Consider the following 22,544-nt stretch of genomic DNA (forward strand, 5'->3'; position numbering starts at 1 on the left):
GTTGCCGCTTGAATTCAACGGTTTGTATATCATAGTAAAAAAAAGAACGATTGGTATGGACGAGTACCCGGATATTAGATGGGGAGGAGCCGTTTTTATATCTGCTCCATACACTGGAGGGAGTAAAAGGGAGGGGAGCTCATGGATTATCATGATTTGCTGGCCCGGCTCGGAGAAGGGAGTGCCCATCCGGGAGGGTTTACAGCAACGATGCAACTGTTGGATACGCTGTCTCTGCCTGCGCATAGTAAGGTGCTTGAGGTGGGGTGTGGTACAGGGAGGACGGCTTGTTATCTGGCTCGAAACGGTTATCGGGTAACTGCGGTGGATCTTAATCGGCAGATGTTGGAGAAAGCGGTGCGACGCGCAAGACGGGAGCGCTTAGATATTCGTTTTATTCAGGCAGATGTGAAATCCTTGCCTTTTCCGGATCATTATTTTGATGTGGTATTTGTGGAGTCTGTCACTATCTTCACCCAATGGCGAAGTACCCTTACGGAATATAAGCGAGTGTTGAAGCCAGGGGGTCTCTTCATTGATCGGGAGATGGTGTTATCCGGAAGGAAGACAGAGGTGATGAGCCGAAGGCTGAAACAATTTTATGGAATAAGGACACTGGCAACCATGACTACATGGAAGAAACGTCTCAGACAGTGTGGATTTACTGAAGTCTTGGTCAAGGAACAGTCTCGTTCTATGGGAAAATGGGGCGTGGATCATGATCCTCATCGGGAGATGGATATGAGCTTGTTTGAGGATGAGCAAGTGCGGCGCATGGGTCGCACCAATGATCGTTTGCTTGCGAGATACGGAAAAAGACTGGGTTATGCGGTATTTGAAGCAAAGTCATCAATGGATAGCGATAATAAACAGAAAGAGTAGGATTACTTTTTGGCGTAGAGGCTAGTCCAATAACGAATGTGAAAAAAATAGGCTGAGGCCAAATCTGGCATCTAAAAAAGCAACCCACTTTAAAGTGGATTGCTTTTTCTTTGTTTTGGGACTCTCAATCCAATCCAGTAAGTGATGAAAATAGTTCACGCCAGAGTTTGGTTAAAAGTATTACAGCATATCGTTGTCGATAATACGCCAGTGATGCTTCAGTAGAGCTTCCAGTTGCTGTTTATCTTTGGCTCGAAAAGCGCTTAGAATTTGGCGATGTTCTTCATTTACTTCATTAAGCACAATGGATAGCTTCGGCTTGTTGTCGCTAACATACGACTGGCGAATAAAGCTGTTTTTTAACGTGTTTAACATCTCGATGACAGTGGCGTTACCGCAGCGCTGGATGTACAGGTTATGAAATTGATATTGATTCTTACTGTAAGCAGCCAGATCAAGCTGGGTAATATCTTCATCCATTCGTGCAACAAGGGCTTCCATCTCCAGGAGCTCAGACGGTTTGAGGTGGTCTACTGCAAGTGTAGCAGCAAGTGCCTCAAGCGCACCGATGGCTTGCGAGAATTCGAGTTTTTTGCCAGCGTCAAAAGGAGCGACGATAAATCCCCTGCGTGGGATATATTGCAGGAGGTTGTCAGAAGTGAGTTGAAATAAGGCTTCCCGAGTAGGTGTGCGGCTGATGTCCAGCTTTTTGCAAATCTCCGCTTCATTAATCTTCTGATTGGGGAGCAGTGTCCCGTCTTGAATTTTCTGTGCGATATAATCGTAAACGTGATCTTTCAAGGACCGGTATTTGGGTGCCTCCATACCGAATCCCCCCTTCTGTATATAGTGATGATTGGATGTGTGAGGGTGTGAGCCCTGTAATGGTGCGCCGTTCGGGAGTTTCAAGTTTTTATCATCTTAACACCGAGGGGGGAGTTGGGCAAGCAATCTTAATGATCTAAAGTGGTGTTAGTTTCATGTTAAATAAATTACGTATTATGGAATTATAGCGTATAAATGTGTTAAATTCATTGCCATACAACAGATTGTTTGTTAGTATTACTTACATTAAAGCCCATATATTGTCTTGTGTATATTGTATACAAGTTATATGCCTTTATCATTCCAAAACAGAACAGGGGTATGTTGAGTGAAAAGAGTGCTTTTGCCAATGATGCTGTTGTTAATGGTGGTAATCATGACGGCTTGTGGGCAGGAACAAACGACGGGGGCCGGATCGGAACCTTCTCCATCCTCGGAGAGTGGTGGCGCAGAGAAGAAAGTAATCGTACTTGGCACCAGTGCAGACTACGCACCTTATGAATTTCACAAAAGCATTAATGGCAAAGACACTATTGTTGGTTTTGACATTGAGATTGCCAAGGCGATTGCTGCGGACATGGGAGCTGAGCTGAAGATTGAGGATATGGATTTTGAAGGTTTGCTTATGGCGCTCAGCACGGACAAGGTTGATTTTGTGATATCAGGTTTAACCCCTACAGAAGAGCGAAAGAAGAACGTTGATTTTACGGATATCTACTATTATGCAGAACAGGCTGTACTCGTTAGAGCTGACGAAGGCGAATCGATAGCCTCACTGGATAATTTGTCGGGTAAGCAGGTGGGTGTGCAGAAAAGCTCTATTCAGGAAGGCATTGCTCAGGACATTCAAGGTGCCAAACTTACTTCTCTTGCCAAAATTCCCGAATTGATTCTTGAATTGCAGACCGGGCGGGTAGATGCGCTTATTCTGGAGAAGCCGGTTGCGCAGCAGTATGTAAAGAACCAGGAAGGACTGGTTGTTGCAAACGTGAAGATTGAACAGGCAGAGGATGAAGGAGGATCGGCTATCGCTGTGAAAAAAGGCAACAAGGAGCTCGTTGATCAGATCAACAGTACGCTGGAGAAGCTCAAAACGGGCGGAGATATCGAACGCTTCGTCGTAGAAGCCAATGAGATGTTAGGCGAATAAACCGGGCGAGTGAGGGATATGCCGTGAATTTAGATTTCTCCTTTCTATCGGAACATTGGCAGGACTATGTGCGTAGCGCGTGGGTAACATTGGAGCTTTCCTTCTTTGGGGTGTTGTTTGGCACATTACTGGGGGTTATGGTGGCACTGCTGCGTATATCACGAGTGTGGCCTATCAAATTCGTAGCATCGGCATATATTGAACTCATTCGCGGTACACCGATGTTGGTGCAAATTCTCATTATTCATTATGGTCTGACCGTAATCGGTGTGAACCTATCCGCATTTATGTCGGGGGTGGTCGCGCTGACCATGAACAGTTCGGCATACATGGCAGAGGTGTTCAGGGCAGGCATTCAGGCAATCGATAAAGGACAGACTGAAGCTTCGCGTTCTCTTGGGATGTCTCATGGCATGACGCTTCGCTACATTATACTGCCGCAGGCCTTTCGTAACATGCTTCCAGCTATCGGCAATGAATTCATTATTATTATTAAAGATTCCTCGCTTGTTTCTATGATCGGGATTGCTGAGATTATCTATACAGCCAGAGCCGTTCAGGGGGTTACCTTCCAACCACTTGCCCCGCTCCTTGTTGCTGCTGCCCTCTATTTTGTAATTACATTTACGTTGGCCAACCTGCTCACCTGGCTGGAACGCAGACTTTCCATATCCCGATAACTTGCATACGGACTCTACGAATGAGTGGATTTAGGTGATAGCGGAAAAAGTGAGCAGGAGTCGTAAATGGTCGTGGCGAAGCATACATTGATATTGTATTTTGTATACAATATAATCAAAGAGGGGTGCTGGGAGTATATGTCAGATTCGAAAATGTTAATGGATTGGTCGGAACGTTATGCTGCACCTAATTATCATCCGCTCCCGATCGTTATTGAGCAGGCGGAGGGAGTATGGGTCGAAGATCCGGAAGGTCACCGTTATATGGATATGTTAAGTGCATATTCGGCATTAAATCATGGGCACAGACATCCAGCGATTATTCAGGCACTGAAGGATCAGGCAGATCGGGTAACATTAACATCACGGGCATTTCACAGCAGTGCGGCATCACATTTCTATCAGAAGCTCTCGCAATTTACGGGCAAACCCAAAATTCTGGCCATGAACACGGGAGCTGAAGCGGTTGAAACGGCCGTGAAAGCAGTGCGAAGATGGGCATATCGATGCAAGGGTGTACCGGAAAATCAAGCTGAAATCATCGTATGCTCCGGAAATTTTCATGGAAGAACACTGACGGTCACCTCTTTCTCATCTTCAGAAGAGTACAAAAAAGACTTTGGACCGTTTACACCCGGATTCAAAATCATTCCTTATGGTGACATTGAAGCGCTTAAGCTTGCGATTACACCAAACACGGCCGCTATTCTCGTGGAACCCATTCAGGGGGAAGCTGGTATTGTCATCCCACCTGAAGGATATCTTGCTGAAGCCTTTACACTGTGTAAACAGCATAGGGTGTTGACCGTGGCGGATGAGATTCAGACCGGATTCGGACGAACGGGACGGCGATTTGCCTCTGATTGGGAGGGGGTTGAGCCTGATATCTGGATTATGGGTAAGGCACTGGGCGGGGGAGTAATGCCTATCTCGGCTATTGCTGCTAATGCAGAAATACTGGATTTGTTTGAACCGGGTTCTCATGGCTCCACATTCGGGGGGAACCCACTCGCTTGTGCCGTGGCTGTCGCAGCACTGGAAGTTCTGGAAGATGAGAAGCTTGCAGAGCGCTCGGAGCGTCTGGGGAATTATTTTATGAAACAGCTTCAGGGAGTTCGCAGTTCAGCTGTGCGTGAGATTCGAGGTAGAGGATTGTTCATCGGTGTTGATCTGCATGTACCTGCACGTCCTTATTGTGAGAAATTAATGTCTGTTGGACTGCTCTGTAAAGAAACTCATGAGACAACGATCCGTTTTGCGCCGCCACTTACCATTACAGAGGTTGAGATCGATTGGGCGTTGGAGCGAATTACTCAGGTGTTGGGTGACTGATAAATATTTCATTCTTTGATTACTTCATATAAGCAGCGAAGGAGCTGACCTACATGGAAAACAATGATATTGAATCTGCAGGAACGCTGAATGCTTCTAATGAAACGAGCCAATTGCTTTTACGTCATCATGATGTTGCTATCATTAAAGTTCCTTTTGGATTAGGTGGGGCGCGAGGTGGTGCTGAGCTAGGTCCGGATGAACTCATTACTGCAGGATTGAAACGTGAAATTGCAAGCCTTGGGTTAAATGTATCAAAAGAGATCCGTGTAGATTGTCCCTCAGAGTCTGTTGCTCCAATTGAACGAAACCGTGTGAAATATTTATCCGAGGTTAGACAGGTGAGTGAGCGAGTGTGCAATGAAGTGTCTGGGGCGATAGCGGGAGGTTCTTTTCCGCTTGTTCTGGGTGGGGATCACAGTGTAGCTATAGGTTCTCTTGCTGGGGTGTCTGCACATTATTCCAATCTAGGTGTGATCTGGTTTGATGCCCATGCGGATTTGAACACAGAAGAGCGTAGTCTGTCTGGAAATATGCATGGGATGAGTGTTGCTGCCGCTTTGGGGCATTCTGCATTTAACTTGTCTCATATTCCGGGTGCAGGGTCGTTCGTTAATCCTTCCAATCTGGTCTACATTGGCTTACGTGATCTGGATGTGTATGAAAAGGAACAGATCCGAGCGCTTGGCATTAAGAGCTTTACAATGCATGATATTGATCGGATAGGTATACAACAGGTTGTTGAACAGGCGCTGGCTGTAGTCGGGGAAGGAACAGATGGTATTCATATTAGCTTTGATATGGATTGTCTTGATCCGCGTGAGGCTCCGGGTGTGGGTACGCCGGTACCAGGGGGATTGAATTACCGTGAAGCTCATTTCGCACTGGAGCTGCTCGCTTCTACCAACCGAGTTACGTCCATGGATCTGGTGGAAGTTAATCCGCTATTTGATCAGAACAGGCATACGGCCCGCCTTGGAGTAGAACTGATTGCTTCATTGCTGGGTAAACGGATCTTATAACGGTTGTATAGATATTTCTTGTTCGGATGAATTCATGCTTATATAGAAGGTAAGGTCTAATCATATAATGTAAGGTTATATAAGAGCCAGGGTCAGACTCATCCATACGATCTTCAACGGAGTGAAGATCGGTATGAGTACTTCCCTGGCTAATGGTTGTTGGGTGCACTTCTTTACTTCTGAACGGATGGAGGGTGAAGTTAGCTTTATAGAGTAATAATGTTTGGTTGAGCGTGGCTTTCTTTTTACTTAAGGAGCATTGGGTACATATACGAGGGCTCTACTATAGAAGAAGGAGATTGTAGATTATCTGATGGAGAATGTGGTTCTAAAGTTTTTTGAAAATAAAGCTTGCGTTCATAATCTGTACATGGTATATTCTAATTCCGGCCAAGAAAACACGAGAAACACGGTGCGGCAAGCGAATGAAATAAGCTTCGAAAGAAACTTAAAAAAAGAGCTTGCAAAGTTGGTTCGGATGTGATAAGATATAAAAGTTGCTGAGGTGAACAACACAAGGCAATGAAACAAGTTTGATCTTTGAAAACTGAACAACGAGTGAGTAACGATCTTGCTTGCAAGATCGACGCTGAGAAATCGGTACAAGTCTTCGGACTGTATGATTTGGAAGCAAAATAAATGAGATTTTTAATCTCGTCAGTTTCAAAATGAGCTTATCGCTCTTTTCAATACTTTATTGGAGAGTTTGATCCTGGCTCAGGACGAACGCTGGCGGCATGCCTAATACATGCAAGTCGAGCGGACTTGAAGAGAAGCTTGCTTCTCTGATAGTTAGCGGCGGACGGGTGAGTAACACGTAGGCAACCTGCCCTCAAGTTTGGGACAACTACCGGAAACGGTAGCTAATACCGAATAGTTGTTTTCTTCTCCTGAAGAGAACTGGAAAGACGGAGCAATCTGTCACTTGGGGATGGGCCTGCGGCGCATTAGCTAGTTGGTGGGGTAACGGCTCACCAAGGCGACGATGCGTAGCCGACCTGAGAGGGTGATCGGCCACACTGGGACTGAGACACGGCCCAGACTCCTACGGGAGGCAGCAGTAGGGAATCTTCCGCAATGGGCGAAAGCCTGACGGAGCAATGCCGCGTGAGTGATGAAGGTTTTCGGATCGTAAAGCTCTGTTGCCAGGGAAGAACGCTTGGGAGAGTAACTGCTCTCAAGGTGACGGTACCTGAGAAGAAAGCCCCGGCTAACTACGTGCCAGCAGCCGCGGTAATACGTAGGGGGCAAGCGTTGTCCGGAATTATTGGGCGTAAAGCGCGCGCAGGCGGTCATTTAAGTCTGGTGTTTAATCCCGGGGCTCAACCCCGGATCGCACTGGAAACTGGGTGACTTGAGTGCAGAAGAGGAGAGTGGAATTCCACGTGTAGCGGTGAAATGCGTAGATATGTGGAGGAACACCAGTGGCGAAGGCGACTCTCTGGGCTGTAACTGACGCTGAGGCGCGAAAGCGTGGGGAGCAAACAGGATTAGATACCCTGGTAGTCCACGCCGTAAACGATGAGTGCTAGGTGTTAGGGGTTTCGATACCCTTGGTGCCGAAGTTAACACATTAAGCACTCCGCCTGGGGAGTACGGTCGCAAGACTGAAACTCAAAGGAATTGACGGGGACCCGCACAAGCAGTGGAGTATGTGGTTTAATTCGAAGCAACGCGAAGAACCTTACCAGGTCTTGACATCCCTCTGATCGGTACAGAGATGTATCTTTCCTTCGGGACAGAGGAGACAGGTGGTGCATGGTTGTCGTCAGCTCGTGTCGTGAGATGTTGGGTTAAGTCCCGCAACGAGCGCAACCCTTATATTTAGTTGCCAGCACTTCGGGTGGGCACTCTAGATAGACTGCCGGTGACAAACCGGAGGAAGGTGGGGATGACGTCAAATCATCATGCCCCTTATGACCTGGGCTACACACGTACTACAATGGCCGGTACAACGGGCTGCGAAATCGCGAGATGGAGCCAATCCCAACAAAGCCGGTCTCAGTTCGGATTGCAGGCTGCAACTCGCCTGCATGAAGTCGGAATTGCTAGTAATCGCGGATCAGCATGCCGCGGTGAATACGTTCCCGGGTCTTGTACACACCGCCCGTCACACCACGAGAGTTTATAACACCCGAAGTCGGTGGGGTAACCGCAAGGAGCCAGCCGCCGAAGGTGGGATAGATGATTGGGGTGAAGTCGTAACAAGGTAGCCGTATCGGAAGGTGCGGCTGGATCACCTCCTTTCTATGGAGAATCGTTTCCCGAGTGGAAACATTCAAAACCGCAGACTAGATCTGCAAAACTTACTCACTCGTTGCTCAGTTTTGAGAGCTCAAACTCTCAAACAGCTTGCTTTTGCATGGAGCTTGTTCTTTGAAAACTAGATATCGAAACGAAATTTTGCGATTTAGAACATTCCTTTTTAAGCTGAACTTGTGTTAAAACAAGTTTTAATAAATAGTGAAAACTGCATTGCGATGGTATCGAATGAGAGCGACTTTTGGCTTTGCGCAAGCAAAACAAGGGAAGCGAGCAGTCGAAACCGGAGCAACTATGGTTAAGCTACTAAGAGCACACGGAGGATGCCTAGGCGCTAGGAGCCGATGAAGGACGTGGCGAACAACGAAACTGCCTCGGGGAGCTGTAAGCAAGCTTTGATCCGGGGGTGTCCGAATGGGGAAACCCAGCTGGGGTAATTTCCAGTTACTCATAACTGAATACATAGGTTATGTAGAGGCATACCAAGGGAACTGAAACATCTAAGTACCTTGAGGAAGAGAAAACAATAGTGATTCCGTCAGTAGCGGCGAGCGAACGCGGAGAAGCCCAAACCAGAGAGCTTGCTCTTTGGGGTTGTGGGACATCTCACATGGAGTTACAAAGGAACCGGTTAAGCGAAGAGGTCTGGAAAGGCCCGCCAAAGAAGGTAAAAGCCCTGTAATTGAAAGTCTGTTCCCTCCGAGATGTATCCCGAGTAGTGCGGGGCACGTGAAACCCCGTATGAATCCGGCAGGACCATCTGCCAAGGCTAAATACTTCCTAGCGACCGATAGTGAAGCAGTACCGTGAGGGAAAGGTGAAAAGCACCCCGGAAGGGGAGTGAAATAGAACCTGAAACCGTGTGCTTACAAAAAGTCAGAGCCCGTTTTAGGGGTGATGGCGTGCCTTTTGTAGAATGAACCGGCGAGTTACGTTCCCGTGCAAGGTTAAGGTGAAGAGCCGGAGCCGCAGCGAAAGCGAGTCTGAATAGGGCGACATAGTACGTGGACGTAGACCCGAAACCGGGTGATCTACCCCTGTCCAGGGTGAAGGTGCGGTAACACGCACTGGAGGCCCGAACCCACGCATGTTGAAAAATGCGGGGATGAGGTGGGGGTAGCGGAGAAATTCCAATCGAACTCGGAGATAGCTGGTTCTCCCCGAAATAGCTTTAGGGCTAGCCTCGGAAAACAGAGTCGTGGAGGTAGAGCACTGATTGGGTGCGGGGCCCGCAAGGGTTACCAAGCTCAGTCAAACTCCGAATGCCATAGACTTACTTCCGGGAGTCAGACAGTGAGTGCTAAGATCCATTGTCAAAAGGGAAACAGCCCAGACCATCAGCTAAGGTCCCCAAGTGTGTGTTAAGTGGGAAAGGATGTGGAGTTGCACAGACAACCAGGATGTTGGCTTAGAAGCAGCCACCATTGAAAGAGTGCGTAATAGCTCACTGGTCGAGTGACTCTGCGCCGAAAATGTAACGGGGCTAAACACACCACCGAAGCTATGGCTTGATGCTATGCATCAGGGGTAGGGGAGCGTTGTATAAGGGTTGAAGGTGTACCGTAAGGAGCGCTGGACATTATACAAGTGAGAATGCCGGTATGAGTAACGAAAAGATCAGTGAGAATCTGATCCGCCGAAAGCCTAAGGGTTCCTGAGGAAGGCTCGTCCGCTCAGGGTAAGTCGGGACCTAAGGCGAGGCCGAAAGGCGTAGTCGAAGGACAACAGGTCGAAATTCCTGTACCACCGTAAGCCGTTATGAGCAATGGGGGGACGCAGCAGGGTAGTGACGCGGACTGATGGATGTCCGTCTAAGCAGTGAGGCTGATGTGTAGGCAAATCCGCACATCGTTAAGGCTGGGCTGTGATGGGGAGCGAAAATTATAGTAGCGAAGGTCATGATCTCACACTGCCAAGAAAAGCCTCTAGCCAGGTGATGGTGCCCGTACCGCAAACCGACACAGGTAGGCGAGAAGAGAATTCTAAGGCGCGCGGAAGAACTCTCGTTAAGGAACTCGGCAAAATGACCCCGTAACTTCGGGAGAAGGGGTGCCCCGGTAGTGTGAATAGCACGAGGGGGCCGCAGTGAAAAGGCCCAAGCGACTGTTTAGCAAAAACACAGGTCTGTGCGAAGCCGTAAGGCGAAGTATACGGGCTGACGCCTGCCCGGTGCTGGAAGGTTAAGGGGAGCGGTTAGGAGCAATCCGAAGCTGTGAACCGAAGCCCCAGTAAACGGCGGCCGTAACTATAACGGTCCTAAGGTAGCGAAATTCCTTGTCAGGTAAATTCTGACCCGCACGAATGGCGTAACGACTTGGGCGCTGTCTCAACGAGAGATCCGGTGAAATTTTAATACCTGTGAAGATGCAGGTTACCCGCGACAAGACGGAAAGACCCCATGGAGCTTTACTGCAGCTTGATATTGAATTTGGGTACGATCTGTACAGGATAGGTGGGAGCCTTTGAAGCATGAGCGCCAGCTTGTGTGGAGGCACCGTTGGGATACCACCCTGATCGTATCTAGGTTCTAACCTGGTACCGTAATCCGGTGCGGGGACAGTGTCAGGTGGGCAGTTTGACTGGGGCGGTCGCCTCCTAAAGAGTAACGGAGGCGCCCAAAGGTTCCCTCAGAATGGTTGGAAATCATTCGAAGAGTGCAAAGGCATAAGGGAGCTTGACTGCGAGACCTACAAGTCGAGCAGGGACGAAAGTCGGGCTTAGTGATCCGGTGGTACCGCATGGAAGGGCCATCGCTCAACGGATAAAAGCTACCCTGGGGATAACAGGCTTATCTCCCCCAAGAGTCCACATCGACGGGGAGGTTTGGCACCTCGATGTCGGCTCATCGCATCCTGGGGCTGAAGTAGGTCCCAAGGGTTGGGCTGTTCGCCCATTAAAGCGGTACGCGAGCTGGGTTCAGAACGTCGTGAGACAGTTCGGTCCCTATCTGTCGTGGGCGTAGGAAATTTGAGAGGAGCTGTCCTTAGTACGAGAGGACCGGGATGGACGTACCGCTGGTGTACCAGTTGTTCCGCCAGGAGCACCGCTGGGTAGCTATGTACGGAAGGGATAAGCGCTGAAAGCATCTAAGCGTGAAGCCCCCCTCAAGATGAGATTTCCCAGTATGTAAGACCCCTTGAAGACGACGAGGTAGATAGGCTGGGGGTGGAAGTGCAGCAATGCATGGAGCTGACCAGTACTAATCGGTCGAGGGCTTATCCAAATATGCAAGTTATAAATCGCACATTTCGTTTCGGATCTAGTTTTCAGAGAATAAACTCTGAATGTAAGCTAGCTATGCGTTTGGTGGCGATGGCGGAGGGGTTCCACACGTACCCATCCCGAACACGACCGTTAAGCCCTCTAGCGCCGATGGTACTTGGACCGCAGGGTCCTGGGAGAGTAGGACGCCGCCAAGCGAATTCCCTTTGGGGTATTTTTTTTGCCCCCCTCGTAAGGAAAAGGGAAATATATTGGGGCCCTTAGCTCAGTTGGTTAGAGCGCACCTCTGATAAGGGTGAGGCCGGTGGTTCGAGTCCACCAGGGCCCACCATTTAAGTTTTAAACCACAGTGTATGGGGCCATAGCTCAGCTGGGAGAGCGCCTGCCTTGCAAGCAGGAGGTCAGCGGTTCGATCCCGCTTGGCTCCACCATTCCCTGATAGCTCAGTTGGTAGAGCACTCGACTGTTAATCGAGTTGTCACAGGTTCGAGCCCTGTTCGGGGAGCCATTCAGGAGAGGTGTCCGAGTTGGTCGAAGGAGCACGATTGGAAATCGTGTAGGCGCCAAAAGCGTCTCGAGGGTTCGAATCCCTCTCTCTCCGCCAGATAGAATTTTGTTACTGTGGCCCGTTGGTCAAGGGGTTAAGACACCTCCCTTTCACGGAGGTAACAGGGGTTCGAATCCCCTACGGGTCATATATATGGAGGCTTAGCTCAGCTGGGAGAGCATCTGCCTTACAAGCAGAGGGTCGGGGGTTCGATCCCCTCAGCCTCCACCATATAGATTTCTGAATAACGACGCGGGGTGGAGCAGCCCGGTAGCTCGTCGGGCTCATAACCCGAAGGCCGCAGGTTCAAATCCTGCCCCCGCAATTATACTTTCTTTCAAGAAAGTGATCTGGAACCGTGGTGTAGTTGGCCTAACATGCCTGCCTGTCACGCAGGAGATCGCGGGTTCGAATCCCGTCGGTTCCGCCATTTTTACTCAAGCAACATTTTACACCGTGCCGGTGTAGCTCAACTGGTAGAGCAACTGACTTGTAATCAGTAGGTTGGGGGTTCAAGTCCTCTCGCCGGCACCATTTATTGCATTTACCTCTGAATTTATAATAGAATGTATATTGTAGTTTCAGATGGGAATACTGAGATACTCTCAGCGAATGTAAGGGATAGCTTATGGCGATCGTGGCGAAGTGGTTAACGCACCGGTTTGTGGATCCGGCATTCGGGGGTTCAATTCCCCTCGATCGCCCCATGTTTTCTTAATGGGGATTAGCCAAGCGGTAAGGCAACGGACTTTGACTCCGTCATGCATAGGTTCAAATCCTATATCCCCAGCCATTTTAGTTTTAATTTGAGTCATTAGCTCAGTTGGTAGAGCACCTGACTTTTAATCAGGGTGTCGAAGGTTCGAGCCCTTCATGACTCACCATTATATTTTGCGGTCGTGGCGGAATTGGCAGACGCGCACGGTTCAGGTCCGTGTGGGCTAACCCCCGTGGAGGTTCGAGTCCTCTCGACCGCACCATATATTTTGCGGAAGTGGCTCAGCGGTAGAGCATCGCCTTGCCAAGGCGAGGGTCGCGGGTTCGATTCCCGTCTTCCGCTCCAATATTTGCGCCCTTAGCTCAGCTGGATAGAGCGTTTGACTACGAATCAAAAGGCCGGGAGTTCGAATCTCTCAGGGCGCGCCATTATTTTCATAAGTATCGGGATGTAGCTCAGCTTGGTAGAGCACCTGGTTTGGGACCAGGGGGTCGCATGTTCAAATCGTGTCATCCCGATTTTTATATGCGGGTGTAGTTCAATGGTAGAACTTTAGCCTTCCAAGCTAATAGCGTGGGTTCGATTCCCATCACCCGCTTCATGGTAACATCAAAGAGAGCTCTTGCTTATTGCAAGGGCTCTTTTTGATATAGTAATCTTAAATAAGAAAATAGTGGGAGGACTTATGAAAAATAAAATAGAAACGCCAAAGATTCCCCTGGAACTCGAGGACTTATCGTTAACTTTAGAAGCATGGGAGAGTAAAGAAGAAATCAAACATGGACGATTTACCAATATCTCTATTGAGAATCAGAGCGCCAGCAGGGTTTCATTCGATAAAGTGGTCTTTGAGAACGTGATCTTCAGCCAGTCCTCTCTCCCCGAAGTTGAGCTTACTGATGTGATTTTTGATAAATGTGATTTATCCAATATGGACTTTAACGGTTCTTTCCTCCACCGGACAGAATTTAGAAATTGTAAATTGCTTGGTACCAATTTTGCAAATAGCAGGCTCCAAAATGTAAGCTTTCAGGGCTGTGTAGCTGACCTTTCTTTATTTCGATTCTCCAAGTTTAAACAGGTGAAGTACACGGAATGTTCTCTGGTGAGTGGCGATTTCTTTCAAGCTACAGCCCAAAAACTGGAGTTTTCTGAATGCAATATAGACCAAGCTCTTTTGTCGGGTGTAAAGCTTAAGGGAGTGGACCTTAGTGACTGTAGCTTTGAAAGGTTACATGTAGATATTGAGGATCTGGACGGATGTATCATCTCAGATGCTCAGGCTGCCTCTTTTGTTGGATTATTAGGCTTAATTGTGAAGTAGGTTTGATTATGCGAGTGATCTTTGTTTAAATGAAGAGATCAATGAATGTAGAATATCATGCTTTCACTGAAAAAAGGAGGCGTATTATGAAAAGGGCTCTCGTTATTGGAGGAAATGGAACATTAGGCAAAGCTGTTGTTGCGAAGCTTCAGGAGTATTCCGTTGAGGTCATTACAGCCGGCAGGCAATCCGGGGACTACCAGGTGGATATGACCTCGACAGAGAGTATTACATCCCTCTTTGAAACGGTGACTAATATTGATTATGTCATTGTTGCAGCAGGCCAGACCCATTATGCGAAGTTGGAGGAGCTGACCCCTGAGAACAACATGATTAGTGTGCAGGGGAAATTACTTGGTCAAGTTAACATCGTCTTGATTGGACAGCACTACATCAACGATAAGGGAAGTTTTACGCTGGTCAGTGGCATTATACAGGACCATCCCATTCTGAAGGGCGCGTCCAGTGCTATGGTCAACGGTGCAATTGATTCGTTTGCCAAAGCAGCAGCGTATGAGTTGCCCCGAGGTATACGTCTGAATTCGGTTAGTCCTAACCTGTTTGTTGAATCTGCAGAGAAATATAAGGGTGTGTTTATTGGATTTAATCCAGTGCCTGTGGAGCGGGTCGCCAATACGTTTATCCAGAGTGCACTTGGGATCGAAACAGCCCAGAACTTTAAAATATATTAACTGTAAGGAATATTAAATAAAGGAGATCAACAGAATGTTCCTGTTGATCTCCTTTTGTTTTGGATGGAAATGGATGTAGGCTTGAATGGGCACATAAACCAAACATATCATTGTATGTTTAAGCGATAGGGTATGGGAAGGGGAAAGACCATGATTCGTTTCGTTTCATTAAGAACATAGACATGCCCATTTTCCCCGTTGCCTTTAAACCGCTAGATACCATACTTAGACTTATAAGGTATGGGCAGCTACAACCAATTAGTATCTTTCCAAGATGAGCTGAGTTTTCAGGCCATCGGCAGGAATGAGCCAGTTTTTGTTTGCTAGGACTTGCATCAGTTGAGTACGCAGTCCAGAAACAGCTGTAGAATCTGCTGTTTTGAAAGAGATCTCAACGATATTCTCTACACCTGTGCCTGCTGCGTTGCGAATTGGCCATACTTCAAGGGTGAGTTCCTGTCCATTCCATGTGCCTTCATAACGTTGGAACGTTATCGGGCCGTAGGCACGGGATGCCGTGAGTTGTTGTTTACCCCAGTTGGAGGAGGACCAGTTTTTTAATTTGCCAGGCAGCTTGTCCAATAACATGCTCAAGGCTTCCTGCTGTGATGGAAGTTGTACGCCTGTAGCGTTGGTATCCACCTTTTTCGTGTTGGAGAAGCTTAATGTTTGTTTGCCATATCCCCAGTCAATTTCAGCCTCGTAGTTATCATCTGACGCATTAAATCCCTCTTGGTTAGCCAGAGTCAACGCCGCATTAACATCACCATTGATGACAGGATAGCGCTTTTTATAAGTCAGTTCATAATTGTTCTTGTCATCCTTCTTCCGAAAACGGACATCCCATCCTGCTTGATTTAGATTGAGTGCGTTAGTGTCGAAATACTCTGCACTAATGTTTCTTGCTGTGGAGTTCAAGCCAAGTGTCTGAATGACTTCACTGCGTGGTGTGCCATCTGTGTTCAATACCAGCTCCGGCTTAGCCAGGAACTTCACTTCATAAGCAGGAACGGCGTTGGCTGCTGCTGAGGCCTGTGGTGCTTCCAGAAACGTCAGTCCACTTCCCAATGTCACGATGCTCAGCATGAATGAGGCGGTTACCTTTTTCCATTTTTTCAAAACCAATCACTCCCTAGGCTGGATTAACGTACAGACCCACTTTATCGTCCGAGTATGTGAAAGCGATTAAATGGAAGGGCTCGTTGCGTTAACCCTGCATAGATTTGATGAATGCCAAGCGATAGTTTATATGGGATAGCGGGATCATGAATTAAAAAGAGAGATGCTGTGGCTCATGTCCCGCAGTACTTCCTTGAAGCGGTTGACCTGGACGGAAGGATGACGATCTTTGTTGTGGACGGTGTAAATATGCCGCGGAGCCTGCTCCCCCGGAATGGGGAGGACCTTGATCAGTCCATGCTGCTCTTCCCACTGTACGGCCATTCGTGACATGAACGAGATATGACCGCCGAGTAGAACCAACTGCTTGATCGCTTCCAGAGAGTCCATCTCAACGGTGCTCCGCAGACGAATATCATGTTGCTCCAGCCATTGGTTGGTTAAACGGCGAGTGCTGGATTCATCCCCATGCAGTGCAAAAGGAACCTGTGCCATATGCTCAGGTTTCAGCACATCCCTCTGAGCCAAGGCATGTTGTGGTGAGCAGATTAATACCAGATCGTCTTCACACAACGTCTCTGCTTGCAGCACCGGCCCTACAAACGGTTCGGAAGAGATTACACCCAGATCAATCTGGTGACGGATCAACATTTCGCGGATAACGGGTGAAGGTTTGACCGATAACATAATTCGAATACCGGGGAATTCCTGAGAAAATGTATTCAAAATAGGTGGCAGCAGATACGTGGCTGGTACATAGCTCGCTCCAATGTGCAGGGTGCCCCGATAGAGGCTGTCATATTCCTGTACTACTCTGCGCGCCTCCTGGGTCAGGGCATTGATTTTGACGGAATAGTGTAAAAGGGCTTGTCCAGCCTCGGTGAGAAATGTCTTTCCACTACGCGATTCGAATAATCGCACCCCCATCTCTTCCTCCAGAGACTTCATATGAAAGGTAACAGTAGGCTGCTTGATGCCGAGAAGCTCGGCCACGCTGGTCATATGATGATGCTTATCAATGAGTTCAACAATTTGCAGTTTAATCAGGTTCAACGAACTCAACACTCCTCTCAGGTAACTTTGAATCACCTTATATAGATTTAATCTATGAAGATCAACAGAATTCATCTAAAAAGTTAATTCCAATTTTACATTTCTAACATACAACTCGCGAAAGCGGACGTTAGACTGAGAACAGTACAAGAAGACAGGCAGGGATGCTTATGAAAATGGAAATTAGGGGAATTCAAAAATCATTCAATCGCACTCCCGCGCTGCTGCCCACGGATTTAACACTTCAGCATGGACAGTTTACGACGCTGCTCGGCCCATCCGGCTGTGGCAAAACGACGTTGCTGCGCATGCTGGCGGGGCTGGAGCAACCGGATGCGGGAGAAATCGTCGCGGATGGCAAGAGTTTTTACTCGGCGACGAAGCGAATAGATGTACCGACACATAAGCGTAATCTGGGCATGGTGTTTCAGGATTTTGCATTATGGCCGCATATGACCGTATACGAAAATGTGGCGTTCGGCTTGAAAGCCGGAAAGCAAAAATCGGATTTGCGCCAGAAGGTGACCGAAGCACTAAGCATGGTTCGCCTGCAAGGCATGGAGGATCGTTTTCCTCATCAGCTGTCGGGAGGACAGCAGCAAAGGGTTGCTTTTGCCAGAGCGGTAGCAGTAAGACCGGGGATTATCCTGTTCGATGAGCCACTAAGTGCACTGGATGCCGTGCTGCGGGAAGAGATGCGAATTGAGATGATGTCATTGGTACGGGATATGGGATTGACAGCGCTGTACGTCACCCATGATCAGGTTGAGGCGATGTCGATGTCGGATGAGATTGTGGTGATGGAGAAGGGGCGGATATTGCAAAAGGGAACCCCGGAAACGATCTACGCATCGCCAAGCGATCCTTTTGTTGCTTCATTTATCGGAAAGTCTAACTGGCTTACGCCTAATCAGTCCATGGTGAGACCGGAACATGTCTCCTGGAGCAAAACAGGTCATGACGATCTGTGTTATCAGGCGGTAGTGCTCAGCGTCAGTTATGTAGGAGAGCGTTATGAAATTCGGGTGCAGATGGAGGGACTGGGTGTATGGACAGCCTATCTGGATCGAAGAGTACGCGTAGGAGAGAAGGTTCAGCTATATGTAGCCCCGGAGCGGATTTGCCGAATGAACGGACAAGACACTCCGAATGTGAAGCCGAGAGAGTTCATCGCAGCAGCCAACTGATCATGATGAGCATACAGCGTGAGTTTGCAGAAACTTGAATACTAATATAATCAGAAACCAAGGGAGATGGAATGAAAATGTTGGGTATGAAAACACGGAAAAGAAGTGCAATGCTATTATTATCAGCGGTAATGAGTATCAGTTTGTTCGGATGTAGCACAGGTAATTCAACTACCGGGAATGCGGGTCAAGCTGCTGGGGAAGGCAGTACGGCTACTGCATCGGCGGAAACAACAAAACCAGCTGGCGGTAAGCTGGTATTGTACAGTGCAGGACCTCAGAAGCTGGCGGATAACATCATCAGCGGATTTACAGCCAAGACGGGCATTGAAGTGGAGATGTTCCAGGGTACGACAGGTAAAATTCTGGCTCGCATGGAAGCTGAAAAATCTAATCCGGTAGCGGACGTGGTTATCCTGGCCTCCCTGCCTTCGGCACAAGCACTGAAAGCAGATGGTCTGACACTCCCATATCCTGATGCGGAGAATGCAGACAAGCTGAACAAGGACTGGTCGGATGCCGACGGCAACTATTTTAGCTCCAGTGCTTCGGCACTTGGAATTGTCTACAATACGAAGCTGGTGTCCACGCCACCAACCAGTTGGTCTGAGCTGGCAACACCTGCCTGGAAAGATGTTGTGAACATTCCTGATCCTACACTGTCCGGTTCTGCACTGGACTTCATTACGGGATACCTGAGTGTGAATGGAGATAAGGGCTGGGACTTGCTGGAAAGCTACAAAGCGAATGGTGTTGCGATGGCAGGAGCGAATCAGGAAGCACTTGACCCGGTTATTACTGGAGCGAAGAGCATCGTAGCAGCAGGTGTGGACTACATGGCGTATTCCTCCAAAGCCAAAGGTGAACCGCTGGACATCGTATATCCAGAGGAAGGGACTGTAATCAGTCCAAGACCGGCAGCGATTCTGAAATCGAGTCAGAATGTGGAGAATGCCAAGGCGTTTATCGACTACCTGTTGTCTGATGAGGCACAAAAGCTCGTTGCAGATGCTTACCTGATTCCGGGTCGTGAAGACATCGAGGCGACTAACCGGGCAAATCTGAAAGATATCCCGCAGCTTAAAGTGGATTGGAACTGGATGAGTGAACACGGAGATGAGACAGCGGCACGTTTCTCCGAGACTTTTAAATAAGCATAGTGTTATGACCTAACGATTGAGTAACTAGAGCAACTAGAGTGAAGAGACGATTGTTTTGTGGAAGTCATGTGAGGTGAAATCGTAGTGAAACCTGGTGTAATAGACAACAACCGTATTTTTCGGAGAGTGGGCGTGATTCTGGCCCTCTTTCTGCTGACGATAAGCATTGGTGTACCGCTCTTGCTGATTTTCTGGGAAAGTGTGTATCCAGACGGGCAGTGGGATTGGATGGCTCCGATTCGGACCATTACCGGACAGCATTTATCCGGGGTGCTGCTGAATTCCGTCTGGCTGGGGATCTGCGTGGTAGCTGTAACAACGCTGCTGGCATTGCCACTGGCCTGGATGATGGCGAAGACCCGCATGGGTCAGCATCGCTGGGTGGACGTAATCCTGATGATTCCGTTCATGACCCCGCCGTATATCGGCTCCATGGGCTGGATTCTGTTTATGCAAAAAGGGGGATACCTGCAGCAATGGGTGCCCTCCGCTGCGAGCTGGAGTGAGTTGTTCTTCAGCTTCTGGGGCATGGTGCTCATTATGAGCCTACATCTGTTCCCTTTCCTATATCTGTTGCTTCGGGATGCCATCATTCGCATTGGAGGCAACCTAGAAGAAGCGGGAGCGGTGCACGGGGGACGTGCGGGATACCGATTCAGACGCATTATTTTGCCACTGCTGTTGTCTTCCTATGGCATGGGGATCATGCTCGTCTTTGTCAAAACGATTGCGGAATTCGGAACACCGGCCACCTTCGGGCGCCGTATCGGTTATTATGTCATGACATCTGAGATTCACAAGTATATCTCCAGTTGGCCGATTGATTTTGGCAAGGCAACCTCGCTTGCATCGGTGCTGCTGTCGGTCTGTCTGGTGATGTGGTACATGCAGTCTGCCATGAGTCGGAAGTTCACGTACCGTCTGGTAGGGGGCAAAGGGCAGCGATCCAAACGATACTCCCTACGCGGCGGAGCGGGTTGGTTGTGTGGGTTTTATCTCGCGTTGCTGCTGATTCTGTCGGTGGGCATTCCGTATTTCTCCATTATTGCTGCATCGACTATGAAGCTGCGCGGCGCAGGATTGTCCTTCGACAATCTGACGCTGGATCATTACCGGGAATTGCTGTCCTGGGGATCGGTCAGTATGAAAGCAATCGGGAACAGTCTAGGGCTGTCACTAGCAGCTTCAACGGTTGCGGTTATTATCGGTACAGGTTTTGCATTGACGATTGGTAAATCGTCTTCCTTTATGCAGCGTGTCATTGACCTGTTCAGTCTGCTGCCGAATACGGTACCTGGCATTGTCATGGTGGTGGGTCTCATCCTGTTCTGGAATTCACCATGGATGCCGTTCACCCTGTACAACTCGTACGGAATGGTTGTTCTGACGTATGTGGTGCTCTTCCTGCCGTACACGGTGCAGTATGTCAAATCAAGCTTCACCCAGATAGACGGTACGTTGTTCCAGGCGGGTCAGGTCTTTGGCGGAAGACCGTTGTATATTCTGCGGCGCATTCTTCTACCACTGATCATTCCCGGTATGTTGGCCGGGTGGATGATGACATTCACCATTGCCACGCGGGAGCTGGTGGGATCACTGTTGATTTTGCCTCCATCGATGCAGACATCGGCTACGTATATTTTTGCTCAATTTGAACAAGGTCAGGTTTCATTGGGAATGGCGATGGCCGTGGTTACTGTCGTTATGACGGTACTGATGTTGCTCGGCATTGAAGTTCTGAATTCGAAGAGAAAGTGGAATGCATCATGATCAAACTGAAGGTATGGGGCGGCGCCGGAGAACACGGGCGCTCTGCCTATCTCCTGAGAGGGAGCCGGGTTCAACTTTTGCTGGATTGTGGCGTGAAAAAAGAAGGAGCCGGCGAGTATCCATTGATTGAACCGGAAATCGTCAAAGAGCTGGATGTGGTTTTGCTGTCTCACGCCCATGAGGATCATTCTGTCGCTATTCCATTACTTTATAGATTGGGGTATCAGGGTGAAGTATGGACGACGCGGGAAACCAGAGAGCAATTGGACACTTACTTCAGAGCTTGGCGAAGAAATATGGAGAGGGCAGGACACGCCCTTCCATACGAAGAAGGCGATGAACAATTGATTCGCTACCGATTTCTGGAGGACGAAGCCGAAGGTGGAACCTGGTTTGAAATGGTCCCTGGCGTTTCGGTGGTGTGGGGGCGCAGTGGACATCTTGCAGGATCGGTATGGTTCGGGCTGGAAATCGAGGATAAGCGGATATTCTATTCCGGTGATTACACCTCCGAATCCATGCTTTTGCAGGAGGATTGTCCAGCGGATACGCTTTGGCAGGCAAAGTTACCACGTAACAAGCGTGGATTCGATACTCCGGTTAGTCAACGTTGGAAAACGGATATACGAACCGCCGTGAATGGTGGGCATGTCTTGGCAGGAGAGCCATCCGCGTCGCAGACTCTCCCCTTTGCTGCATCCGAAGGGGTATTACGATCCCATGTATCAGCAGGGAGAACTGTGGAGCAAGGGGATTCCTATGCCGTATCCAAGGGAGTCGAAATGAACCAAGCATCTTCATCCGGCATGCTCGATTTGGTGATTATGGATGCTGCCTATGGAACAGATCGCGATACGCAGGCCAACAAGCTGGAACAGCTGGAGCAGGCCATTCATGAGACCATTGCCCGGGGTGGAAAGGTGCTAATGCCTATGCCCTCAGTGGGTCGCGGTCAGGAAATCATGCTGTGGGCACAGCAGCAGTTCCCGGACGTTCCAATTGTAGTGGAACAAGGGCTGGTGGACGGTCTGAAGCAGCTTTTACGTGCTCCATATTGGCTAAAGGAAGAGGAAGAACACATATCGGGCTCTGTAAAGGAAGCAATTGAGCGTTTTTTGAGGGGTTATGGTTGGGAAATGCCTGTAACAAAGGAAAATCGAGAGCGGCTACTGCATCAACATGCTGCCTCTTTGTGGTTCATTCCGGACGGAATGATGCAGTCCTCTCTTGCTCGCTGGTACTATAGCCAGTTTGCGGACGATGAACATAATCTGGTACTGCTCACTGGGCATGTCTCTGCCGGCACCTATGCTTACAGGCTTTTGCAGAATCCTGCAAAACACGGAGCGTGCGAGGTACGGAAAATTCGTTATAAGGTGCATCAGGGTTGGAAGGATGTCGAGAGAATGCTGCATCAGGTTCCTGCGAGGCATACGGTACTTGTGCATGCGGATCGGGCAGAGACGGATAAACTGAGAGAAGGCTTGCTCAGCGGAAAATCGGTCTCGGGGAAAGGGATTTTGCATTCGCTATCTCCTGGAGATGAGCTGTATCTGTAAGTTGAATTGGATAAAGATTGGATCTATGTAGGGCGTCCCT

Annotated in this window: 14 protein-coding genes, 17 tRNA genes and 3 rRNA genes; 31 read left to right on the plus strand and 3 right to left on the minus strand. The window is 48.8% G+C overall.

The annotated features are described in order from the left end of the window. The first annotated feature begins 141 nt into the window (after positions 1-141). Complete coding sequence (locus PTQ21_RS06810) at positions 142-882, plus strand: class I SAM-dependent methyltransferase (RefSeq protein WP_274569247.1); 741 nt, start codon at positions 142-144, stop codon at positions 880-882. Between the two features lie 180 nt (positions 883-1,062). Here the strand turns inward: PTQ21_RS06810 and PTQ21_RS06815 are convergent, their stop codons facing one another. Beyond that, entirely contained in the window at positions 1,063-1,707 is a 645-nt protein-coding gene (locus tag PTQ21_RS06815) for a GntR family transcriptional regulator (protein WP_274569248.1), read from the minus strand. 328 nt (positions 1,708-2,035) lie between these two features. Between PTQ21_RS06815 and PTQ21_RS06820 the strand changes: the two genes are divergently transcribed. The 26 genes from PTQ21_RS06820 (at position 2,036) to PTQ21_RS06945 (ending at position 14,656) form a co-directional block, all read left to right on the plus strand. Next, positions 2,036-2,857: a transporter substrate-binding domain-containing protein gene (locus PTQ21_RS06820; protein ID WP_274569249.1), complete on the plus strand. Its 822-nt coding sequence runs from the start codon at positions 2,036-2,038 to the stop codon at positions 2,855-2,857. Positions 2,858-2,880: 23 nt separating this feature from the next. Beyond that, complete coding sequence (locus PTQ21_RS06825; RefSeq protein WP_072735864.1) at positions 2,881-3,537, plus strand: amino acid ABC transporter permease; 657 nt, start codon at positions 2,881-2,883, stop codon at positions 3,535-3,537. 138 nt (positions 3,538-3,675) lie between these two features. Continuing rightward, entirely contained in the window at positions 3,676-4,869 is a 1,194-nt protein-coding gene (locus PTQ21_RS06830) for an ornithine--oxo-acid transaminase (RefSeq protein WP_274569250.1), read from the plus strand. Positions 4,870-4,922: 53 nt separating this feature from the next. Further along, positions 4,923-5,891, plus strand: coding sequence for an arginase (gene rocF / locus PTQ21_RS06835; RefSeq protein ID WP_083584913.1), 969 nt, complete (start codon positions 4,923-4,925; stop codon positions 5,889-5,891). A gap of 694 nt (positions 5,892-6,585) precedes the next feature. After that, positions 6,586-8,138, plus strand: a 16S ribosomal RNA gene (locus PTQ21_RS06840). Between the two features lie 311 nt (positions 8,139-8,449). Beyond that, positions 8,450-11,376, plus strand: a 23S ribosomal RNA gene (locus PTQ21_RS06845). A 79-nt stretch (positions 11,377-11,455) separates the two neighbouring features. After that, positions 11,456-11,572: ribosomal RNA gene (rrf, locus tag PTQ21_RS06850) — 5S ribosomal RNA — on the plus strand. The 16S, 23S and 5S rRNA genes sit together here with 17 tRNA genes alongside, the layout of an rRNA operon. Positions 11,573-11,629: 57 nt before the next feature. After that, positions 11,630-11,706: transfer RNA gene (locus PTQ21_RS06855), tRNA-Ile, on the plus strand. Positions 11,707-11,730: 24 nt separating this feature from the next. Further along, positions 11,731-11,806 (plus strand) — tRNA-Ala (locus PTQ21_RS06860). Between the two features lies 1 nt (position 11,807). Further along, a tRNA-Asn gene (locus PTQ21_RS06865) sits at positions 11,808-11,883 on the plus strand. 4 nt (positions 11,884-11,887) lie between these two features. Beyond that, positions 11,888-11,979 (plus strand) — tRNA-Ser (locus tag PTQ21_RS06870). A 19-nt stretch (positions 11,980-11,998) separates the two neighbouring features. After that, a tRNA-Glu gene (locus tag PTQ21_RS06875) sits at positions 11,999-12,070 on the plus strand. 7 nt (positions 12,071-12,077) lie between these two features. Further along, a tRNA-Val gene (locus tag PTQ21_RS06880) sits at positions 12,078-12,153 on the plus strand. A gap of 20 nt (positions 12,154-12,173) precedes the next feature. After that, positions 12,174-12,247 (plus strand) — tRNA-Met (locus PTQ21_RS06885). 27 nt (positions 12,248-12,274) lie between these two features. Next, positions 12,275-12,352: transfer RNA gene (locus PTQ21_RS06890), tRNA-Asp, on the plus strand. A gap of 28 nt (positions 12,353-12,380) precedes the next feature. Further along, a tRNA-Thr gene (locus PTQ21_RS06895) sits at positions 12,381-12,456 on the plus strand. A gap of 97 nt (positions 12,457-12,553) precedes the next feature. Next, positions 12,554-12,629 (plus strand) — tRNA-His (locus PTQ21_RS06900). Positions 12,630-12,640: 11 nt separating this feature from the next. Then, positions 12,641-12,715: transfer RNA gene (locus PTQ21_RS06905), tRNA-Gln, on the plus strand. Positions 12,716-12,730: 15 nt separating this feature from the next. Then, a tRNA-Lys gene (locus tag PTQ21_RS06910) sits at positions 12,731-12,806 on the plus strand. A gap of 9 nt (positions 12,807-12,815) precedes the next feature. Beyond that, positions 12,816-12,902 (plus strand) — tRNA-Leu (locus tag PTQ21_RS06915). Between the two features lie 8 nt (positions 12,903-12,910). Continuing rightward, positions 12,911-12,985: transfer RNA gene (locus PTQ21_RS06920), tRNA-Gly, on the plus strand. A gap of 6 nt (positions 12,986-12,991) precedes the next feature. Continuing rightward, positions 12,992-13,068 (plus strand) — tRNA-Arg (locus tag PTQ21_RS06925). A gap of 16 nt (positions 13,069-13,084) precedes the next feature. Then, positions 13,085-13,158 (plus strand) — tRNA-Pro (locus PTQ21_RS06930). Between the two features lie 9 nt (positions 13,159-13,167). Beyond that, a tRNA-Gly gene (locus tag PTQ21_RS06935) sits at positions 13,168-13,238 on the plus strand. Between the two features lie 87 nt (positions 13,239-13,325). Further along, positions 13,326-13,964, plus strand: a complete 639-nt coding sequence (locus PTQ21_RS06940) for a pentapeptide repeat-containing protein (RefSeq protein WP_274569253.1) — start codon at positions 13,326-13,328, stop codon at positions 13,962-13,964. Positions 13,965-14,050: 86 nt separating this feature from the next. Beyond that, positions 14,051-14,656, plus strand: coding sequence for a short chain dehydrogenase (locus PTQ21_RS06945; RefSeq protein WP_072734997.1), 606 nt, complete (start codon positions 14,051-14,053; stop codon positions 14,654-14,656). A 258-nt stretch (positions 14,657-14,914) separates the two neighbouring features. Here PTQ21_RS06945 and PTQ21_RS06950 read toward each other — a convergent pair whose 3' ends face one another. Together PTQ21_RS06950 and PTQ21_RS06955 are read right to left on the minus strand one after the other, a co-directional pair. Further along, positions 14,915-15,775, minus strand: a complete 861-nt coding sequence (locus PTQ21_RS06950; protein ID WP_274569254.1) for a CYTH domain-containing protein — start codon at positions 15,773-15,775, stop codon at positions 14,915-14,917. Between the two features lie 144 nt (positions 15,776-15,919). After that, positions 15,920-16,828, minus strand: a complete 909-nt coding sequence (locus PTQ21_RS06955; RefSeq protein ID WP_079695908.1) for a LysR family transcriptional regulator — start codon at positions 16,826-16,828, stop codon at positions 15,920-15,922. 170 nt (positions 16,829-16,998) lie between these two features. Here PTQ21_RS06955 and PTQ21_RS06960 point away from each other — a divergent pair, with 170 nt between their 5' ends. The 4 genes from PTQ21_RS06960 to PTQ21_RS06975 all read left to right on the plus strand — a co-directional run bounded on the left by PTQ21_RS06960 (position 16,999) and on the right by PTQ21_RS06975 (position 22,504). Then, positions 16,999-18,015, plus strand: coding sequence for an ABC transporter ATP-binding protein (locus tag PTQ21_RS06960; protein ID WP_079695927.1), 1,017 nt, complete (start codon positions 16,999-17,001; stop codon positions 18,013-18,015). A 77-nt stretch (positions 18,016-18,092) separates the two neighbouring features. After that, positions 18,093-19,169 (plus strand): ABC transporter substrate-binding protein, encoded by a 1,077-nt coding sequence (locus PTQ21_RS06965; protein ID WP_090954187.1) that lies wholly within the window; start codon positions 18,093-18,095, stop codon positions 19,167-19,169. A 90-nt stretch (positions 19,170-19,259) separates the two neighbouring features. After that, positions 19,260-20,945, plus strand: a complete 1,686-nt coding sequence (locus PTQ21_RS06970; RefSeq protein ID WP_274569258.1) for an ABC transporter permease — start codon at positions 19,260-19,262, stop codon at positions 20,943-20,945. Beyond that, a complete protein-coding gene (locus tag PTQ21_RS06975) occupies positions 20,942-22,504 on the plus strand; it encodes an MBL fold metallo-hydrolase (protein ID WP_274569260.1) in 1,563 nt (520 codons plus the stop codon). Before PTQ21_RS06970 ends, PTQ21_RS06975 begins: the two co-directional genes overlap by 4 nt. Positions 22,505-22,544 lie beyond the last annotated feature (40 nt).

Origin of the sequence: Paenibacillus marchantiae, assembly GCF_028771845.1 — a bacterium.
GTDB lineage: Bacteria > Bacillota > Bacilli > Paenibacillales > Paenibacillaceae > Paenibacillus > Paenibacillus marchantiae.